Here is a 15,879-nt window from a genome sequence, read left to right as displayed (position 1 = left end):
ACCCCTCGGACAGTTCCGGGTGCCGTGCGCCGGATAGGCTCGGGGGTGTGGATTCCCGGACTTCAGTGAGTCAGCAGCAGCGAATGCCTTGGATTGTCGGGGTTTCCGGCGCTTCGGGCACGCCATTCGCGGCCGCGGTGCTGCGGGGGCTGCTGGCGGCGGGGGAGAGCGTCGACCTGGTGGTGAGCCGGGCCTCGCGGCTGACCCTGCTGGACGAGACGGGGATCGCCTACCGCGACGCGCACTGGCGCGAGGACCTGGCCGGCTGGCTGGCCCGGGGGGCGGACGGCAAGCCGGACACCTTCGACGTGGACGTGTCCGGCGTACGGCACTGGGCGGCCGGTGATCTGGCCGCGGGACCGTCCTCGGGGTCGTACCCCGTCAAGGGGATGCTGATCGTCCCGGCGTCGACGGCGTGCGTGGCGGGGGTGGCGCTCGGGCTCTCGAAGGACCTGTTGCAGCGGGCCGCGAGCGTGACGCTCAAGGAGCGGCGGAAGCTGGTCGTCGCGGTCCGCGAGACGCCGTTGAACGGGCAGACGCTGAAGCATCTGGTGGCCCTGGACGAGGCGGGCGCGGTCGTGCTGCCCGCCTCTCCGGGGTTCTACGCGGGGGCGACGCACATCCAGGACCTGGTGGACTTCGTCGCGGGGCGGGTGCTGGACGCGGCGGGGGTGCCGCATCAGCTGTACCGCCGCTGGAAGGGGGAGCTGGGTGGCGGCTTCGGGGGCTGACCCGGTGGGGTCAGCGCTTCTTGGGGGTGCGCGGGCCGCGGGTCCGGTCGACCCGGAGGGCGGCGGCGGGGTGGTGGGCACGCGAGCGGTTGGCCAGGTCCTGCAGCTCGCGCATCCGGGCGTAGGCCATCTCGATCGTGTACACGGTGCTATCACTCCTGAAGATTCGAAAGTGTTTTTTGATTAAGCGGGAAGATTTGTAGGCGTCAATGCCTGCACGCCTTAGATTCTACACGTAGACTTGCTGTACTGCTAAACAATGGAAGGTTTCAGTCACATGGACGCGGTGGACAGGCAGCTCATCCAGGCCCTCCGGGAGAACGGCAGGGCCTCGTACGCCGAGCTGGGACGGCTCGTCGGGCTCTCCGGGCCCAGCGTCACCGACCGCATCAACCGGCTGGAATCGGCCGGTGTCATCACCGGCTACCGCGCCACCGTGGACGCGGCCTCGCTCGGCCTCGGCGTGACGGCCCTGATCGGCATCTCGCTCTCCGACGCCGCCGACCACGAGGACGTGGCGCGCCGGCTGAAGGACCTCGCGGAGATCGAGGACGCCTGGTTCATCGCGGGCGACGACTCCTACATGCTCAAGGTCCGCGTCGGTGACGTGGACGGCCTGGAGCGGACGATCCGCCGGCTCAGCGGCACCAAGGGCGTCTCGCGCACCCGCACCACGATCGTGCTGTCCACCAAGTGGGAGAACCGGGTCGGGGAGCTTCCCGAGGAGGGCTAGGCGTACGGTGGGCGGGGTTCGGTCACGGAGAGAAATGGGAGGCGCCCTAGTGGACGCGGGACTCAAGCGCGAGCTGGAGCAGAAGGTCAGGGCCGGTGAGCGGCTGACCCGCGAGGACGGGATCGCGCTCTACGAGTCCGACGACCTGGCGTGGCTCGGCGGTCTGGCCCATGAGGTGCGTACGCGGCTGAACGGCGACGTCGTCCACTTCAACGTCAACCGGCACCTCAACATGACCAACGTGTGCACGGCCTCGTGCGCGTACTGCTCCTTCCAGCGCAAGCCGGGCGAGAAGGACGCGTACACGATGCGCATCGAGGAGGCGGTGAAGCTCGCCAAGGCGATGGAGGGCGAGAACCTCACCGAGCTGCACATCGTCAACGGGCTGCACCCCTCCCTCCCGTGGCGCTACTACCCGCGCTCCCTGAGCGCGCTGAAGGAAGCGCTGCCGCAGGTCTCGCTCAAGGCGTTCACCGCCACCGAGATCCACCACTTCGAGACCATCTCCAAGCTGTCCGCGTCGGAGATCCTGGACGAGCTGATCGAGGCCGGTCTCGAATCGCTGACCGGCGGCGGCGCCGAGATCTTCGACTGGGAGGTCCGCCAGCACATCGTGGACCACCGCACGCACTGGGAGGACTGGTCGCGCATCCACCGCCTGGCGCACGAGAAGGGGCTCAAGACCCCGGCGACCATGCTGTACGGGCACATCGAGGAGCCCCGGCACCGCGTCGACCACGTGCTGCGGCTGCGTGAGCTCCAGGACGAGACCGGCGGCTTCCAGGTCTTCATCCCGCTGCGCTACCAGCACGACTTCGTGGACATGAAGGACGGCAAGATCCGCAACAAGCTCCAGGCGCGGACGACGATGGCGACCGGTGCCGAGGCGCTGAAGACCTTCGCGGTCTCCCGGCTGCTGTTCGACAACGTGCCGCACGTCAAGGTGTTCTGGGTGATGCACGGCGTACAGACCGCCCAGCTCGCCCTTCAGCACGGCGCGGACGACATGGACGGCTCGGTCGTCGAGTACAAGATCACGCACGACGCGGACAACTACGGCACGCCGAACAAGCTCGGCCGCGAGGACCTGCTCGACCTGATCCGCGACGCGGGCTTCCGGCCCGTCGAGCGCAACACCCGGTACGAGATCATCCGCGAGTACCCGGGCCCGGACGCGGAGCGGCGCGAGTCGCCGCAGCCGATGCGGGTCTGAGGCCCGGCGCCGTCGCGCCCGCGGCGCCGCGCTGCACGTACGAAAGCTCCGGCCACCGTCCCCGGCCGGAGCTTTCTCGCGTTCCGGACGCTGTTTGAGCCGGCGGGTAGTAATAGTTAATCTGCCTCTATGGCGCTTACATTCGAGGTGGACCCGAAGTTCGACCGGTCGCTGCGCGACGGCATAGCCGCGCTCTGGGCCGATGTCTCCAACGCCGGCGGCGCCGTGGGCTTCGTACCGCCCGTGACGGCCGACGACGTCCGGCCCGAGCTGGTCAAGCACCTCGTCGCCATGGCCGAGGGCCGCACCCGGCTCCTCGTCGGCTACGACGAGGACGGCACCATCGCCGCCACCGCCTTCCTCACGCGCAACACGCACCGGCTGATGGCCCACTGGCTGTGGGCGTACACCGTGATGGTCCACCCCCGCCACCAGGGCCGCGGCTACGGCCGCGACCTGATGGCGGCCGCCGCCGACGCGGCCCGCGCGACCGAGGGCATCGAGGCCGTCCGGCTCACCTGCCGGGGCGGCACGGGCGCCGACCGCTTCTACGCGGCCTGCGGATACAAGGAGGTCGGCCGGGTGCCCGGCGCGATCCGGGTGGCCGAGGGCGACGACCGCGACGACATCATCATGCTGCTGCCGCTGGGCTGATCACGGCCTGTGGCCGCCTCGGGATGCGGCCCTGCGAATCGCTCGATTGCGGGGCATGCTTCACTGGTCGGGCAGGACTGTCGTACGTAGAGAGAAGGCCAGCTGTGTCCGCTGCCAAGCCGAGCGCAACGATCCGGTACACCGCGATGCGTCTCAGCATCTTCGTCGGCTGCTTCGTCGTCGCCGCCATCGCCGTCAACTTCGGGCTGGTGCCGTCCGGTGCCGGGGGATCCAACGTCGTCTGGGTCATCCTGCTGGCCCTGGTGCTGTCCGCGCCGCTCAGCTACGTCCTGCTGCGCAAGCAGCGCGACGAGATGTCCCAGCAGATCGTCTCCTCGGTCGACCGCGCCAAGGCCCGCCTGGAGGCCAACCGCACGCGCGAGGACGGCGTCACGCAGTGAGAAGGGCCGCAGGGAAGGCTGTAAGGGGAACGTAAGCTTCCTCACAGTCCCCCTCTTCCTCCGTCGAACCCCAGCGCGGGAGCACTCGCTCCCGTACTGGGGTTTTTCGTTCCTTCAGGCGGAGTTGGGGATTCCGGGCCGTCCCCGAAGGGCTGCCGGGGCGCTGTTCCGTACCAAAGAAGACCTTTGAGGTTCTCAAAGTTCAAGTGTTAACGTGTTCGCCATGAAGACAGCTGTGCGCCTCCGTTCTGCCACGAGCATCCCGCTCGTGGAGCGCCTTCATGTCGACCTCTGCCGCTGTATGTCCGCGGTCTGTTGCCGCAACGTCTGAAACCGGCATCATGCAGCGGCGCCGCCCCTGACGCGGGCGCCGCACCCCCGTCCCCCTCCGCACACCGTCCCCGTGCGTCCCGATGCGTCACATCTGGAGTGTGTCCGTGTCCGCGAACCCCGCGTCCACCACCGAGAAGCCCGCAGGCTCCGGCTTCCGTATACCCAAGGTCCCGTTCTGGGCCCAGATCGTCGCCGGTCTGGTCCTCGGTGTCCTCCTCGGCTGGCTCGCCCGCAGCCAGGACATCGACTGGCTCTACACCACGCTCGACAAGGTCGGCCACATCTTCGTACAGCTGCTGAAGCTGGCCGTCGCGCCCCTCGTCTTCTTCGCGATCCTGGTGTCGATCACCAACCTGCGCAAGGTCAACAACGCCGCCAGGCTGGCCACCCGCACCCTGCTCTGGTTCATGATCACCTCGCTGATCGCCGTCGCCATCGGCCTCGCCATCGGCCTGATCACCAACCCGGGCTCCGGCACCGGCCTCACCCCGAAGGACGGCAAGGCCCCGGAACACGCCGGCTCCTGGCTCGACTTCCTGACCGGCATCATCCCGGACAACGTCATCACGCCGTTCACCGAGCTGAACGTCCTCCAGATCGTCTTCATGGCCGCCGTCGCCGGCATCGCCGCCCTCAAGCTCGGCGAGAAGGCCCAGCCGATCCTCACCCTCAGCGAAGCCGTCCTGGAACTCCTCCAGAAGGCCCTGTGGTGGGTCATCCGCCTCGCCCCCATCGGCACCATCGGCCTCATCGGCTACGCCATCGCCGACTACGGCTGGGACCTCATCGGCAAGTACGCCACGTTCACCGCCGACGTCTACATCGGCTGCGCCCTGGTGATGTTCGGCGTCTACCCGCTGCTGCTCGCCACCGTCGCCAAGGTCAGCCCGCTCCAGTTCTTCAAGGGCGCCTGGCCCGCGATCCAGCTGGGCTTCGTCTCGCGCTCCTCGGTCGGCACCATGCCGGTCACCCAGAAGGTCACCGAGCGCCTCGGCGTCCCGAAGGAGTACGCCTCCTTCTCCGTCCCGTTCGGCGCCACCACCAAGATGGACGGCTGCGCCGCGATCTACCCGGCGCTCGCCGCGATCTTCATCGCGCAGATCTTCGACGTGCAGCTGGGCATCGGTGACTACATCCTGATCGCGTTCGTCTCGGTCATCGGTTCGGCGGCCACCGCCGGTCTGACCGGCGCGACGGTCATGCTGACGCTGACCCTGTCGACCCTGGGCCTCCCGCTGGAGGGCGTCGGCCTGCTGATGGCCATCGACCCGATCCTGGACATGATGCGGACCGCGACGAACGTCGCGGGCCAGGCGCTCGTCCCGGTGATCGTCTCGGCGCGCGAGAAGATCCTCGACCACGACGCGTACAACTCGGCCTCGGCCTCCCCGGTCGATGACGCCGACGTGCGCGACTCCGAGCCGGAGCGCGTGCCGGTCGCGGCCTGACCGCCCCGGACCGACCCTCGCGCCTGTGGGCCCCTTCTCCCTCGCGGAGGAGGGGCCCTCGTGCGTTCCGCGCTCGGTACGGCGGGGCCGGGGCGCGGCCCCGTACCCTTACCCGGGAGTAGTGCTGCGGGGGAGGGAGGAAGTCGACGTGGGTGCTGTGAGGAACAAGCGGATGCCGCGTGCGGTGCGTGAGCGGCAGATGATGGACGCCGCGGTGCAGACGTTCGGGCAGCGGGGGTACCGGGCCGCCTCGATGGACGAGATCGCCGAGCTGGCCGGGGTGTCCAAACCGCTGGTCTACCTGTATCTGAACTCCAAGGACGAGCTGTTCACCGCGTGCATCCGGCGCGAGGCGCAGGCGCTGCTCGCCGCGGTCCAGGCGGGCGTCGAGCCGGGGCTGCCGGCCGACCGGCAACTCTGGGCCGGGCTGCGGGCGTTCTTCACGCACACCGCGGAGAACCCGGACGGCTGGGCGGTGTTGTACCGGCAGGCGCGGACGCACGGGGAGCCGTTCGCCACCGAGGTCAACGTCATGCGCGAGGAGATCGTCGCCTTCGTGACGGGCCTGATCGGGGCCGCCGCCCGTGAGGCGCACCACGACCCGGCGCTCCCGGACCGGGACGTGGCGGGCCTCGCGCAGGCGCTGGTGGGCGCGGCGGAGGCGCTGGCCGGCTGGGCCAACGAGACCCCGGGCGTCTCGGCCAGGGAGGCGGCGGCCACCTTGATGAACTTCGCCTGGGCGGGGCTGGAGAACCTGATGAACGGGCGGCCCTGGCAGCTGCCGGCGGAGGGCGTCTAGGTGTATCGCCCTGTCCGGCGGATCTTCGCGGGGCCTCCGCGAAGATCCGCCGGACAGGGCGATACACCTGGGGCCTGTCTTCGAACTGCCGTCGTCGCCCGGCAGACGGCAGTTCGAAGACAGGCCCCAGGTGGCCGGACAGGCACTAGCCGGTGCCGGCCGTCCCCGTGAGGTGGACGCGCTCGCCGTCCCCGCCGCCGCGCAGTTGGAACGCCGTGCCGTCCGTGGCGTAGGTGACCGTGCCGGGCAGCAGGACGGGGGCGCGGAAGTCGGCCCGTACCGTGCGGAGCAGGGCCGGTTCGGGTGCTTCGGCCAGGCAGCGGGCGACGGTCCACATGCCGTGGGCGATGGCCCGGGGGAAGCCGAACAGCCGGGCGGTGAGCGGGTAGAGGTGGATCGGGTTGCGGTCGCCGGAGGCGGCGCCGTAGCGCCGGCCGAGGTTCGCGGGCAGCCGCCACTCGGTGACGGCGGGGAGTCCGGGGGCCGGGGGCTGGGGTGCGGGCCGGTCGCCGGCCGTCGCGTGGCGGGAGAGGTAGCCGCTGCGGGACTCCCAGACCAGCTCGCCACGGACGCGCGCCTCGGTCACCACCGTGACCTCCGTGCCGCGTCGGTGTGGGGCCAACTCCTGCGCGTACACCGTGAGTTCGAGCCGGTCCTCCGGGTGGAGGGTGCGGTGGGCGGTGATCTCGATCCAGGTGTGGACGAGGCCGGTGACCGGGAGCGGGAAGTCGCGCCGGGTCATCAGCCGCATGGCGAGCGGGAACGCCAGGACGTGCGGGTAGGTGACCGGCAGCGGGCCGGCCGCCGGGAAGCCGCAGATCGTCCGGTACGCGGCCAGCGGGCCGGGTGCGACGGGGGCGGCCGGCAGGTGGAGGCGGTCGGCGGGGAGGGCGGCGCCCGGCCGTCCGGCCCTTTTGAACGGGGAGGTGGCGGCGCCCCGGGCCAGCGAGAGGGTCAGGCTCGGCACGGGGTCACGCCCCCAGCAGGCTCTGGCCGCAGACCCGGACGACCTGGCCGTTGACGGCCGCCGACGCGGGCTGGGCGAACCAGGCGGTGGTCTCGGCGACGTCGACCGGGAGGCCGCCCTGCGCCAGGGAGTTCATGCGGCGGCCCGCCTCACGGATGAAGAGGGGGACGGCCGCGGTCATCTTCGTCTCGATGAAGCCGGGGGCGACCGCGTTGACCGTGACGCCGTGGTCTGCGGCGGCGCGCGGGGCCAGGGAGCGGACGAGGCCGATGATGCCGGCCTTGCTGGCCGCGTAGTTGGTCTGGCCGTTGTTGCCGGCGATGCCCGCGATGGAGGCGGTGGCGACGATCCGGCCGCCCCGGTTGACCGTGCCGGCCTTCAGCAGGGCGTCGGTGGTGCGCAGGACACTGTCGAGGTTGACGTCGATGACCGAGGCCCAGCGCTCGGCGGGCATGTTGGCGAGCCGTCGGTCGCGGGTGATGCCGGCGTTGTGGACGAGGATGTCGAGCCCGTCGGGGGCGGCGGCCGCGATGCGTTCGGCCGCGTCGTCGGCCGTGATGTCCAGCGGGAGCGCGGTGGCGCCGAGGCGGTCGGCGGTGCGCACCAGGTCCTCCTGGGCCTGCGGGATGTCCAGGCAGATGACCCGGGCGCCGTCGCGGGCCAGGACCGAGGCGACGGAGGCGCCGATGCCCCGGGCCGCGCCGGTGACCAGGGCGGTGCGGCCGGCCAGCGGTGCGGCCCAGTCGGCGACCGGGTCGGGGGCGGTGTCGGTGACCTCGATGACCTGGCCGCTGATGTACGCGGACCGGGGCGAGAGCAGGAAGCGCAGCGTGGAGCCGGCGGCGGCGACGGCTCCGGGGGCGATGCGCACCAGCTGTACGGTTGCGCCCCTGCCGATCTCCTTGCCGAGGGAGCGCACGAACCCCTCAAGCGCCTGCTGGGCGGCGGCCTGGTGGTGGTCGTCCGGGGACGGCCGCACCCCGAGGACGACGACCCGGCCGCCCGGGGCGAGCGAGCGCACGACCGGGTGCAGGGCCGCGTGGACGGCGGCGAGCCCGGCGGCGGTGTCGACGGCCGTCGCGTCCAGCACGAGCGCGGCCGGCCGGTCGGCGCGCGCGGCGACCTCCAGGCCGGTCGCGGCGAGGACCGCGGCAAGCTCCCGGGTGACGGCGGACTGCCCGGCGGTGAGGTGGAGGACCGGGCCGGTGAGCGCCGGGGTCTCCGGGGTCCAGCGGCGCAGTCGCGCGGGCTGGGGGAGGCCGAGCTTCCGGGTGAGGAACTTGCCGGGTGCCGTGCCGGTCAGGTGCAGATAGCGGTCGGCCATTGTCCAGACTCCCTGCTCGGTCGTAGATTTACTCCAGAGTAAGGTTACTCAAGAGTCAGGAGTTGGTCGAGATGAGTTGGTCGAGTTGATCCCCCTCGCACTCCCGCAGCCCCGCCGGGTCGCGGTCATCGGCGGCAGCCGCATCCCCTTCGCCCGCTCCGACGGGCCGTACGCACAGGCGTCCAACCAGCAGATGCTGACCGCCGCGCTGGACGGGCTCGTCGAGCGGTTCGGGCTCCAGGGGGAGACGGTCGGCGAGTTCGCCGCGGGCGCGGTGCTCAAGCACAGCCGCGACTTCAACCTGGCCCGCGAGACCGTGCTCGGCTCGCGGCTCGACCCGCGCACCCCCGCGTACGACGTCCAGCAGGCCTGCGGCACCGGCCTCCAGGCGGTGATCGCCGCCGCCAACAAGATCATGCTCGGGGCCATCGACTCGGCCGTCGCGGGCGGTACGGACACCACGAGCGACGCGCCGCTCGGCGTCAACGACGAGCTGCGCAGGCTGCTGCTGTCGGCCCGGCGGGCGAAGTCGGCGGGCGGCCGGGCGAAGGCCCTCACGGGCGTACGGCCCCGGCACCTCGTCCCCGACATCCCGCGCAACGCCGAGCCCCGCACCGGTCTCTCGATGGGCGACCACGCGGCGGTCACCGCCCGGCAGTGGGACGTCGCCCGCGCCGATCAGGACCTCCTCGCCGCCACCAGTCACCAGCGGCTCGCCGCCGCGTACGAGCGGGGCTTCCTGGACGACCTCGTCGTCCCGTACCTCGGCCTGGACCGGGACCAGAACCTGCGCCCCGGCTCCACCGTGGAGAAACTCGCCACGCTGAAGCCGGTGTTCGGCATGGACCACCCGGACGCGACGATGACCGCGGGCAATTCGACCCCGCTCACGGACGGCGCCGCGACCGTGCTGCTGGCGAGCGAGGAGTGGGCCGAGCGGCACGGTCTGGAGCCGCAGGCGTATCTGTCCCTGTACGAGACGGCCGCCGTCGACTACGTGGGCGGCGAGGACGGGCTGCTGATGGCGCCCGCGTACGCGGTGCCCCGGATGCTGGAGCGGGCCGGGCTCGGCATCGAGGACTTCGACCTCTTCGAGATCCACGAGGCGTTCGCCTCCCAGGTGCTGGCCACGCTGGCCGCCTGGGAGAAGCGGGGGCTCGCGCCCGTCGACCGGGACCGGCTCAACGTGGCGGGGTCCTCCCTCGCCACCGGGCACCCGTTCGCCGCGACGGGCGCCCGGATCGTCGCCACGCTGGCCAAGCTCCTCGCGGAGCGGGACGCGCCGGGCCGGGGCCTGATCTCGATCTGCGCGGCGGGCGGCCAGGGCGTCACGGCCATCCTCGAACGCGTGTGAGGACGCGCCCCGCGAGGGCGTGAGCGGTGCGCGGCGGGACCGCGCGCCGGGTCCGCCCCCGCCGGGCGCACCAGCACCCTCCGGCCACCGGCCGGGCCCGCACGATCCGGCCGGGCCGGCGTCGACCGTACGGGGCCCGCACCATCCGGCCGGGCCCGCACCATCCGGCCGTCCGGGCGCCGGGCGCGGACGCACGTACCGGTTGGCGTCGTCCCGGCGCCGGCCGTACGCGCACGCACACCGGGGGGCCGTCGCCCCCCCCGCACGCACGCCGGGGGCCGCCGCCCCCCTCCGCACCTCGTACGAGAACCAGCCGGCCACCACCCGCCGGTCGCAGTGAACCGCCCGACCCCGATGCCGAGGAGCCGCTCGTGTCCACGCCACCCGCCCCGTCCCCCGCACCCGCCGTCCCCGTCCTGGTCGAGCCGGCCAAGGTCCGGGACGCCGACGGCACCGTCCGGCAGGTCTCCGTACCGGCGTTCGCCCCGCCCGTCCGGCGCGGCTCGCTCGCCGAGATACCGTTCGACAACGCCCGCGAGGCCCCCGCCGACGCCGTCCTCAGCCGCAAACAGGCCGACGGCAGCTGGCAGGACGTGACGGCGGCCGAGTTCGCCGCCGAGGTGCTCGCCGTCGCCAAGGGCCTGATCGCCGAGGGCCTGCGCGGCGGCGACCGCATCGCGATCATGGCCCGTACGACGTACGAGTGGACGCTGCTCGACTTCGCCGCCTGGGCCGCAGGGCTGGTCACCGTCCCCATCTACCCGACCTCCTCCGCCTTCCAGGCCCGCTGGATACTCCAGGACTCCGGGGCCGTCGCCTGCGCCGTCGAGTCCGCCGACCAGGGCCGGATCATCAGTCAGGAACGCAAGCAGCTCGGCGACCTCGCCCACCTCTGGCAGTTCGACACGGGCGCGCTCGGCCGGCTGAAGAAGCTCGGCAAGGACCTCCCGGACGACGCCGTCGCCGCCCGCCGCGCCACCCTGGAGCCGGAGACCCCGGCCACCCTCATCTACACCTCCGGCACCACGGGCCGCCCCAAGGGGTGCGTGCTGACCCACGGCAACTTCTTCGCCGAGGTCGACAACGCGATCGAGCTGCTGCACCCGGTCTTCAAGTCGGTCAGCAAATACCCCGCGTCCACGCTGCTGTTCCTGCCGCTGTCGCACGTCTTCGGCCGGATGGTCGCGATCGGCTGCCTGCGCGCCCGGGTCCGCCTCGGCCACGCCCCCTCGATCCGGACCGAGGACCTGCTCGCCGACCTGGCCGGGTTCAAACCGTCGTTCCTGCTGGCCATCCCGTACGTCCTGGAGAAGGTCTACAACACCGGCCGGGCCACCGCCGAGAAGATGGGCCGCGCCTCCTCCTTCGACCGGGCCGCCCGGATCGCCCAGCGCTACGGCCAGGCCGTCGAGGCCGCCGAACACGGCACGGGGCCGGGCCCCGGCCTCGGGCTGCGGGCCGCCCGCGCCCTGTACGACCCGCTGGTCTACCGCCGCATCCGGGCCGCGCTCGGCGGCCACGTCCGGTACGCGATCTGCGGCGGCTCCCCGCTGGGCCGCCGGCTCGCCGCGTTCTACGCGGGCGCCGGCATCGAGATCTTCGAGGGCTACGGCCTGACCGAGACCACCGCCGCCGCCACCGTCACCCCGCCGCTCAAGCCCCGGCTGGGCACGGTCGGCTGGCCGATGCCCGGCACCGCCGTCCGGATAGCCGACGACGGCGAGGTGCTGCTCAGCGGCGGGCAGGTGTTCCGGGGTTACTGGGACACCGAGCGCGGCGAGGCCGTGTCCGTGCTCGACGGCGGCTGGTTCCCCACCGGAGACCTCGGCGCGCTCGACGAGGACGGCTACCTCACGATCACCGGCCGCAAGAAGGACATCATCATCACCTCGGGCGGCAAGAACGTCACCCCGGCCCCGCTGGAGGACTGGCTGCGCGCCCACCCGCTGGTCAGCCAGTGCATGGTGGTCGGCGACAACCGCTCGTTCATCACCGCCCTGATCACCCTGGAACCGGACGGGCTCGCGCACTGGCGGCAGATGCGCAAGAAGCAGGACGTCCCGATGCGCGAACTCGTCCACGACGAGGAGCTGCGCACGGCGCTCCAGCGCGCGGTGGACGAGGCCAACCGGCTCGTCTCCCGGGCCGAGTCGATCCGCAAGTTCACGGTCCTGCCGGTGGACTTCACCGAGGAGGGCGGGCACCTCACGCCGTCGCTGAAGCTGAAGCGGGACGCCATCGCGCGGGACTTCGCGGCGGAGATCGAGGAGCTGTACCGCAAGTGAGGGGGCTGTGGCGGAAATGAGGGGGGTGCCTCCGGCCGCCGGCGCCCCGGACGCGCCCCGGACGCGTCCCGGACGCGTCCCGGACGCGTCCCGGGCGCGTCCCCGGCGCCCTGACCGCGTTCCCGGCCGCCGGGAGCGCGGTCAGGCCGGGGCGTCGGGGGGCGGTGTGCCCGGCTGCGTGTGGAGGAGGTCGCGGGCCTGCTCCGCCGCGCGGGCCACGGCCTCGGAGACGTGGTCCAGGAACCGGGCCATGTTCTCCAGGCGGATGCCCGGCTGGTTCCGGCCGGTCGCCGAGTACCAGCCCTTCACGCCGGCCATCGAGACCCTGCGCGGCCTGCTGCTCGGTACGGAGATCGGTCACAACGGCCGGCTCGCCGTGGCCTGGTGTGCCGATCTGGCCGTCCTCGGCCACTTCTGGACCAGGGCGCGGTTCGCCCGCGACCCCGAGTAGGCCGCCCGCCCGGTTCGCCCCTCCCCCTTGCCTGATGACCCGTCAGATACGACGATGGCCCCCCGCGGCCCTCACGTGACGGGCCGTCAGGTCAAGGGGAAGGGGTCGTACGGTGCCGATACCGCTCACCGGGCCGCTGTCGTACGGGATGCAGCTGCCCATCCAGTCGCAGAGTGCCCTCTTCGCCGAGCCGTGGGAGGCCGGGGCCACCCCGGCCGACCTCGCCGCGATCGCCCGCACCGCCGACCGGACCGGCTTCGCCTACATCGCCGGCTGCGACCACGTCGCCGTCCCGCGCCGGCTCGCGGCGGGCATGGGAACCGTCTGGTACGACCCGGTGGCCACCCTCGCCTTCCTCGCCGGGGTCACCGAGCGCGTCCTGCTGATGAGCCATGTCGCCGTCGTCGGGCTCCGCCATCCGCTGGCCACCGCCAAGCAGTACGCCACCCTCGACCACCTCAGCGGCGGCCGGCTGATCCTCGGCGTCGGGGCCGGTCATGTGCGCGAGGAGTTCGAGGCGCTCGGGGCGGACTTCGACGGGCGCGGGGCCGTGCTCGACGAGAGCATCGACGCGCTCAGGGCCGCGCTCGGGCCCGAGGAGTACCCGGAGTTCGCGGGGGAGCGGTACGCCTTCGGCGGGCTGGGGCAGCTGCCCCGCCCCGCCCAGGAACGGGTGCCGCTCTGGGTGGGCGGCTCCTCGCCCGCCGCGCTGCGCCGGGCCGCCGTGCGGGGGGACGGCTGGCTGCCGCAGGGCGATCCCCGGGACCGGCTGCCCGCGCAGATCGCCCGGCTGCACGCGCTCCGCGCGGAGGCGGGGGTGGCCGGGCCGATCACCGTCGGGGCCATCACCGAACCGCTGTACGTGGGGGAGCCCGGCTGGTCCGTCGGGCGGCGCACGCTCAGCGGGAAGCCGGAGGCCCTCGCCGATTCGCTGCGCGCGTACGCCGCGATGGGCGTCCACCAGATCCAGGTGCGCTTCCGCAGCCGGGGCGTGAGCGAACTGACCGATCAGATGGCGGCGTTCGCCGCCGAAGTCGCACCTCACCTCGACAACCCCGACAGGTAGGAGTCAGGTCATGGGCAAGCTGGACGGACGGACCGTGCTGATCAGCGGGGCCGCGCGCGGGCAGGGCGAACAGGAGGCGCGGCTCTTCGCCGCCGAGGGCGCCCAGGTGGTGATCGCCGACGTGCTGGACGAGCAGGGCGCGGCGCTCGCGAAGGAGCTGGGGGAGGAGTCCGCGCTCTACGTCCACCTGGACGTGCGCCGGGAGGAGGACTGGCAGGCCGCCGTCGCCGCCGCGCGGGGTGCCTTCGGGAAGATCGACGGGCTGGTCAACAACGCGGGCATCCTGCGTTTCAACGAGCTGGTGGGCACGCCGCTGGAGGAGTTCCAGCAGGTGGTGCAGGTCAATCAGGTGGGGGCGTTCCTCGGGATCAGGACCGTCGCGCCGCTGATCGCGGAGGCCGGGGGCGGCACGATCGTCAACACCTCCTCGTACACCGGGCTCACCGGGATGGCGTTCGTCGGCGCGTACGCGGCGAGCAAGCACGCCGTGCTGGGGCTGACCCGGGTGGCGGCGGTGGAGCTGGCGGCCAAGGGGGTCCGGGTCAACGCGCTGTGCCCGGGTGCGGTGGACACCGCGATGACCAACCCGGCGGCGCTGGACCCGGACGCGGACCCGGAGGAGACCAAGGAGGCGGTGGACGCGCTCTACCGCAAGCTCGTGCCGCTCGGCCGGATCGGCAGGCCCGAGGAGGTGGCGGCGCTCGCCCTCTTCCTGACCTCGGACGACTCCTCGTACATCACCGGCCAGCCGTTCGTCATCGACGGCGGCTGGCTGGCCGGCGTCAGCCTCGTCTGACGATGCGTCAGCTATTGACTGGCCCCGGCCCCGGTGGAACAGTCGGACGCACATCACGATCTGACGATGCGTCAGAAACGATTGAGGACGGTGAACCCCCTTGGAATTCGGGCTCTTTGTACAGGGGTACGTGCCCGCCGCGCGGGCCCAGGCGGACCCCGGGGCAGAGCACAAGGCGCTGATCGAGGAGACCGAGTACGTCATCCAGGCGGACAAGTCCGGCTTCAAGTACGCCTGGGCCTCCGAGCACCACTTCCTGGAGGAGTACTCGCACCTCTCCGCCAACGACGTCTACCTGGGCTACCTCGCCCACGCGACCGAGCGCATCCACCTCGGCTCCGGCATCTTCAACCCGCTCGCCCCGGTCAACCACCCGGTCAAGGTCGCGGAGAAGGTCGCCATGCTCGACCACCTCTCCGAGGGCCGCTTCGAATTCGGCTCCGGGCGCGGGGCGGGCAGCCACGAGATCCTCGGGTTCATGCCGGGCATCACCGACATGAACCACACCAAGGAGTTGTGGGAGGAGACCATCGCCGAGTTCCCCAAGATGTGGCTCCAGGACGAGTACGTCGGCTTCCAGGGCAAGCACTGGTCGCTCCCGCCGCGCAAGATCCTGCCCAAGCCGTACGGGAAGTCCCACCCGGCGATGTGGTACGCGGCCGGCTCGCCGTCCTCGTACGCGATGGCCGGAAGGCGTGGGCTCGGTGTGCTGGGCTTCAGCGTGCAGAAGGTCTCCGACATGGAGTGGGTCGTCGACTCCTACAAGAGCGCCGTCAAGGACGCCGATCCGGTCGGTGACTTCGTCAACGACAACGTCATGGTCACCTCCACCGCGATCTGCGCGGAGACCCATGCGAAGGCGGTCGAGATCGCGGTCGGCGGCGGGCTCAACTACCTCCAGTCGCTGCTGTTCCGCTACCACGACACGTTCCCCCGCCCCGAGGGCATCCCGGAGTGGCCCGAGCTGCTGCCCGAGTACACCGAGGAGATCATCGAGCTGCTGATCGCCGAGGAGCTGATGATCTGCGGCGACCCGGACGAGGTGCTGGCCCAGTGCCGCAGGTGGGAGCGGGCGGGGGCGGACCAGCTGAGCTTCGGCCTGCCGATCGGGATCGGGCGCGAGGACACGCTTGAGTCGATCCGGCTGATCGGGGAGCACGTGATTCCGGCGATCGACACGGACCCGGTCCACCGGACGTCCCGGTTCCGGGACGCGGCGTAGTCGCGGGGGCGCTGCCCCCGTACCCCGCTCCTCCCGGAGATCCCCGAACGGGCGGCGGCATCCCGGTCCGTCGCTCGCCGGCCGGGGTGCGTACCGCGGCCG

Annotated in this window: 15 protein-coding genes and 2 pseudogenes; 13 read left to right on the top strand and 4 right to left on the bottom strand. The window is 72.0% G+C overall.

Annotated elements, in window-relative coordinates:
- The first annotated feature begins 83 nt into the window (after positions 1-83).
- Complete coding sequence (locus tag B082_RS0112795; RefSeq protein WP_086023916.1) at positions 84-731, top strand: UbiX family flavin prenyltransferase; 648 nt, start codon at positions 84-86, stop codon at positions 729-731.
- Between the two features lie 10 nt (positions 732-741).
- Here B082_RS0112795 and B082_RS40235 read toward each other — a convergent pair whose 3' ends face one another.
- Entirely contained in the window at positions 742-876 is a 135-nt protein-coding gene (locus B082_RS40235; RefSeq protein WP_018552195.1) for a hypothetical protein, read from the bottom strand.
- A 132-nt stretch (positions 877-1,008) separates the two neighbouring features.
- Here B082_RS40235 and B082_RS0112785 point away from each other — a divergent pair, with 132 nt between their 5' ends.
- The 6 genes from B082_RS0112785 (at position 1,009) to B082_RS0112760 (ending at position 6,312) form a co-directional block, all read left to right on the top strand.
- The gene (locus B082_RS0112785; RefSeq protein WP_018552194.1) at positions 1,009-1,464 is read left to right on the top strand and encodes an Lrp/AsnC family transcriptional regulator; all 456 of its coding nucleotides are present in this window, start codon (positions 1,009-1,011) and stop codon (positions 1,462-1,464) included.
- A 49-nt stretch (positions 1,465-1,513) separates the two neighbouring features.
- Complete coding sequence (gene mqnE / locus B082_RS0112780; protein WP_018552193.1) at positions 1,514-2,677, top strand: aminofutalosine synthase MqnE; 1,164 nt, start codon at positions 1,514-1,516, stop codon at positions 2,675-2,677.
- 129 nt (positions 2,678-2,806) lie between these two features.
- On the top strand, positions 2,807-3,331 hold the full coding sequence (locus tag B082_RS0112775; protein WP_018552192.1) for a GNAT family N-acetyltransferase: 525 nt from the start codon (positions 2,807-2,809) through the stop codon (positions 3,329-3,331).
- 146 nt (positions 3,332-3,477) lie between these two features.
- Positions 3,478-3,732, top strand: a complete 255-nt coding sequence (locus tag B082_RS0112770; RefSeq protein WP_018552191.1) for a DUF4229 domain-containing protein — start codon at positions 3,478-3,480, stop codon at positions 3,730-3,732.
- Between the two features lie 437 nt (positions 3,733-4,169).
- Positions 4,170-5,513: a dicarboxylate/amino acid:cation symporter gene (locus B082_RS0112765; RefSeq protein ID WP_018552190.1), complete on the top strand. Its 1,344-nt coding sequence runs from the start codon at positions 4,170-4,172 to the stop codon at positions 5,511-5,513.
- Positions 5,514-5,685: 172 nt separating this feature from the next.
- Positions 5,686-6,312 (top strand): TetR/AcrR family transcriptional regulator, encoded by a 627-nt coding sequence (locus B082_RS0112760; protein ID WP_018552189.1) that lies wholly within the window; start codon positions 5,686-5,688, stop codon positions 6,310-6,312.
- Positions 6,313-6,457: 145 nt separating this feature from the next.
- On the opposite strand, the gene B082_RS0112755 is transcribed toward B082_RS0112760, so the two are convergent.
- Positions 6,458-7,279, bottom strand: a complete 822-nt coding sequence (locus B082_RS0112755) for a MaoC family dehydratase (RefSeq protein WP_018552188.1) — start codon at positions 7,277-7,279, stop codon at positions 6,458-6,460.
- Positions 7,280-7,283: 4 nt separating this feature from the next.
- Positions 7,284-8,603, bottom strand: a complete 1,320-nt coding sequence (locus B082_RS0112750) for a 3-oxoacyl-ACP reductase (RefSeq protein ID WP_018552187.1) — start codon at positions 8,601-8,603, stop codon at positions 7,284-7,286.
- Between the two features lie 76 nt (positions 8,604-8,679).
- On the opposite strand from B082_RS0112750, the gene B082_RS0112745 reads away from it, so the two are divergent.
- Both B082_RS0112745 and B082_RS0112740 read left to right on the top strand, forming a co-directional pair.
- Complete coding sequence (locus B082_RS0112745; protein ID WP_018552186.1) at positions 8,680-9,957, top strand: acetyl-CoA C-acetyltransferase; 1,278 nt, start codon at positions 8,680-8,682, stop codon at positions 9,955-9,957.
- Positions 9,958-10,328: 371 nt separating this feature from the next.
- A complete protein-coding gene (locus tag B082_RS0112740) occupies positions 10,329-12,242 on the top strand; it encodes an AMP-dependent synthetase/ligase (protein ID WP_018552185.1) in 1,914 nt (637 codons plus the stop codon).
- Between the two features lie 141 nt (positions 12,243-12,383).
- Here the strand turns inward: B082_RS0112740 and B082_RS38870 are convergent.
- Positions 12,384-12,509 (bottom strand): annotated as a pseudogene (locus B082_RS38870) (MarR family transcriptional regulator); the annotation flags it as partial.
- Between B082_RS38870 and B082_RS0112730 the strand changes: the two are divergent.
- The 4 genes and pseudogenes from B082_RS0112730 to B082_RS0112715 form a co-directional block, all read left to right on the top strand.
- Positions 12,508-12,693, top strand: a pseudogene (locus B082_RS0112730) (multidrug ABC transporter permease); the annotation flags it as partial. The pseudogenes B082_RS38870 and B082_RS0112730 sit on opposite strands and share 2 nt — an antisense overlap.
- A 148-nt stretch (positions 12,694-12,841) precedes the next feature.
- On the top strand, positions 12,842-13,759 hold the full coding sequence (locus B082_RS0112725) for an LLM class F420-dependent oxidoreductase (RefSeq protein WP_199783796.1): 918 nt from the start codon (positions 12,842-12,844) through the stop codon (positions 13,757-13,759).
- A 10-nt stretch (positions 13,760-13,769) separates the two neighbouring features.
- Complete coding sequence (locus B082_RS0112720) at positions 13,770-14,555, top strand: SDR family NAD(P)-dependent oxidoreductase (RefSeq protein WP_018552181.1); 786 nt, start codon at positions 13,770-13,772, stop codon at positions 14,553-14,555.
- A 100-nt stretch (positions 14,556-14,655) separates the two neighbouring features.
- Positions 14,656-15,777 (top strand): LLM class flavin-dependent oxidoreductase, encoded by a 1,122-nt coding sequence (locus B082_RS0112715; RefSeq protein ID WP_018552180.1) that lies wholly within the window; start codon positions 14,656-14,658, stop codon positions 15,775-15,777.
- Positions 15,778-15,879 lie beyond the last annotated feature (102 nt).

Origin of the sequence: Streptomyces sp. ATexAB-D23 (genome assembly GCF_000373645.1) — a bacterium.
Lineage (GTDB): Bacteria > Actinomycetota > Actinomycetes > Streptomycetales > Streptomycetaceae > Streptomyces > Streptomyces castrisilvae.
This window is presented reverse-complemented; position numbering and strand designations above follow the sequence as displayed.

Coding starts and splice junctions, on each gene's coding strand:
- B082_RS0112795 (WP_086023916.1), top strand. CDS start 84: ATGCCTTGGATTGTCGGGGTTTCCGGCGCTTCGGGCACGCCATTCGCG.
- B082_RS0112785 (WP_018552194.1), top strand. CDS start 1,009: ATGGACGCGGTGGACAGGCAGCTCATCCAGGCCCTCCGGGAGAACGGC.
- B082_RS0112775 (WP_018552192.1), top strand. CDS start 2,807: ATGGCGCTTACATTCGAGGTGGACCCGAAGTTCGACCGGTCGCTGCGC.
- B082_RS0112770 (WP_018552191.1), top strand. CDS start 3,478: ATGCGTCTCAGCATCTTCGTCGGCTGCTTCGTCGTCGCCGCCATCGCC.
- B082_RS0112760 (WP_018552189.1), top strand. CDS start 5,686: ATGCCGCGTGCGGTGCGTGAGCGGCAGATGATGGACGCCGCGGTGCAG.
- B082_RS0112750 (WP_018552187.1), bottom strand. CDS start 8,603: ATGGCCGACCGCTATCTGCACCTGACCGGCACGGCACCCGGCAAGTTC.
- B082_RS0112725 (WP_199783796.1), top strand. CDS start 12,842: ATGCAGCTGCCCATCCAGTCGCAGAGTGCCCTCTTCGCCGAGCCGTGG.
- B082_RS0112720 (WP_018552181.1), top strand. CDS start 13,770: ATGGGCAAGCTGGACGGACGGACCGTGCTGATCAGCGGGGCCGCGCGC.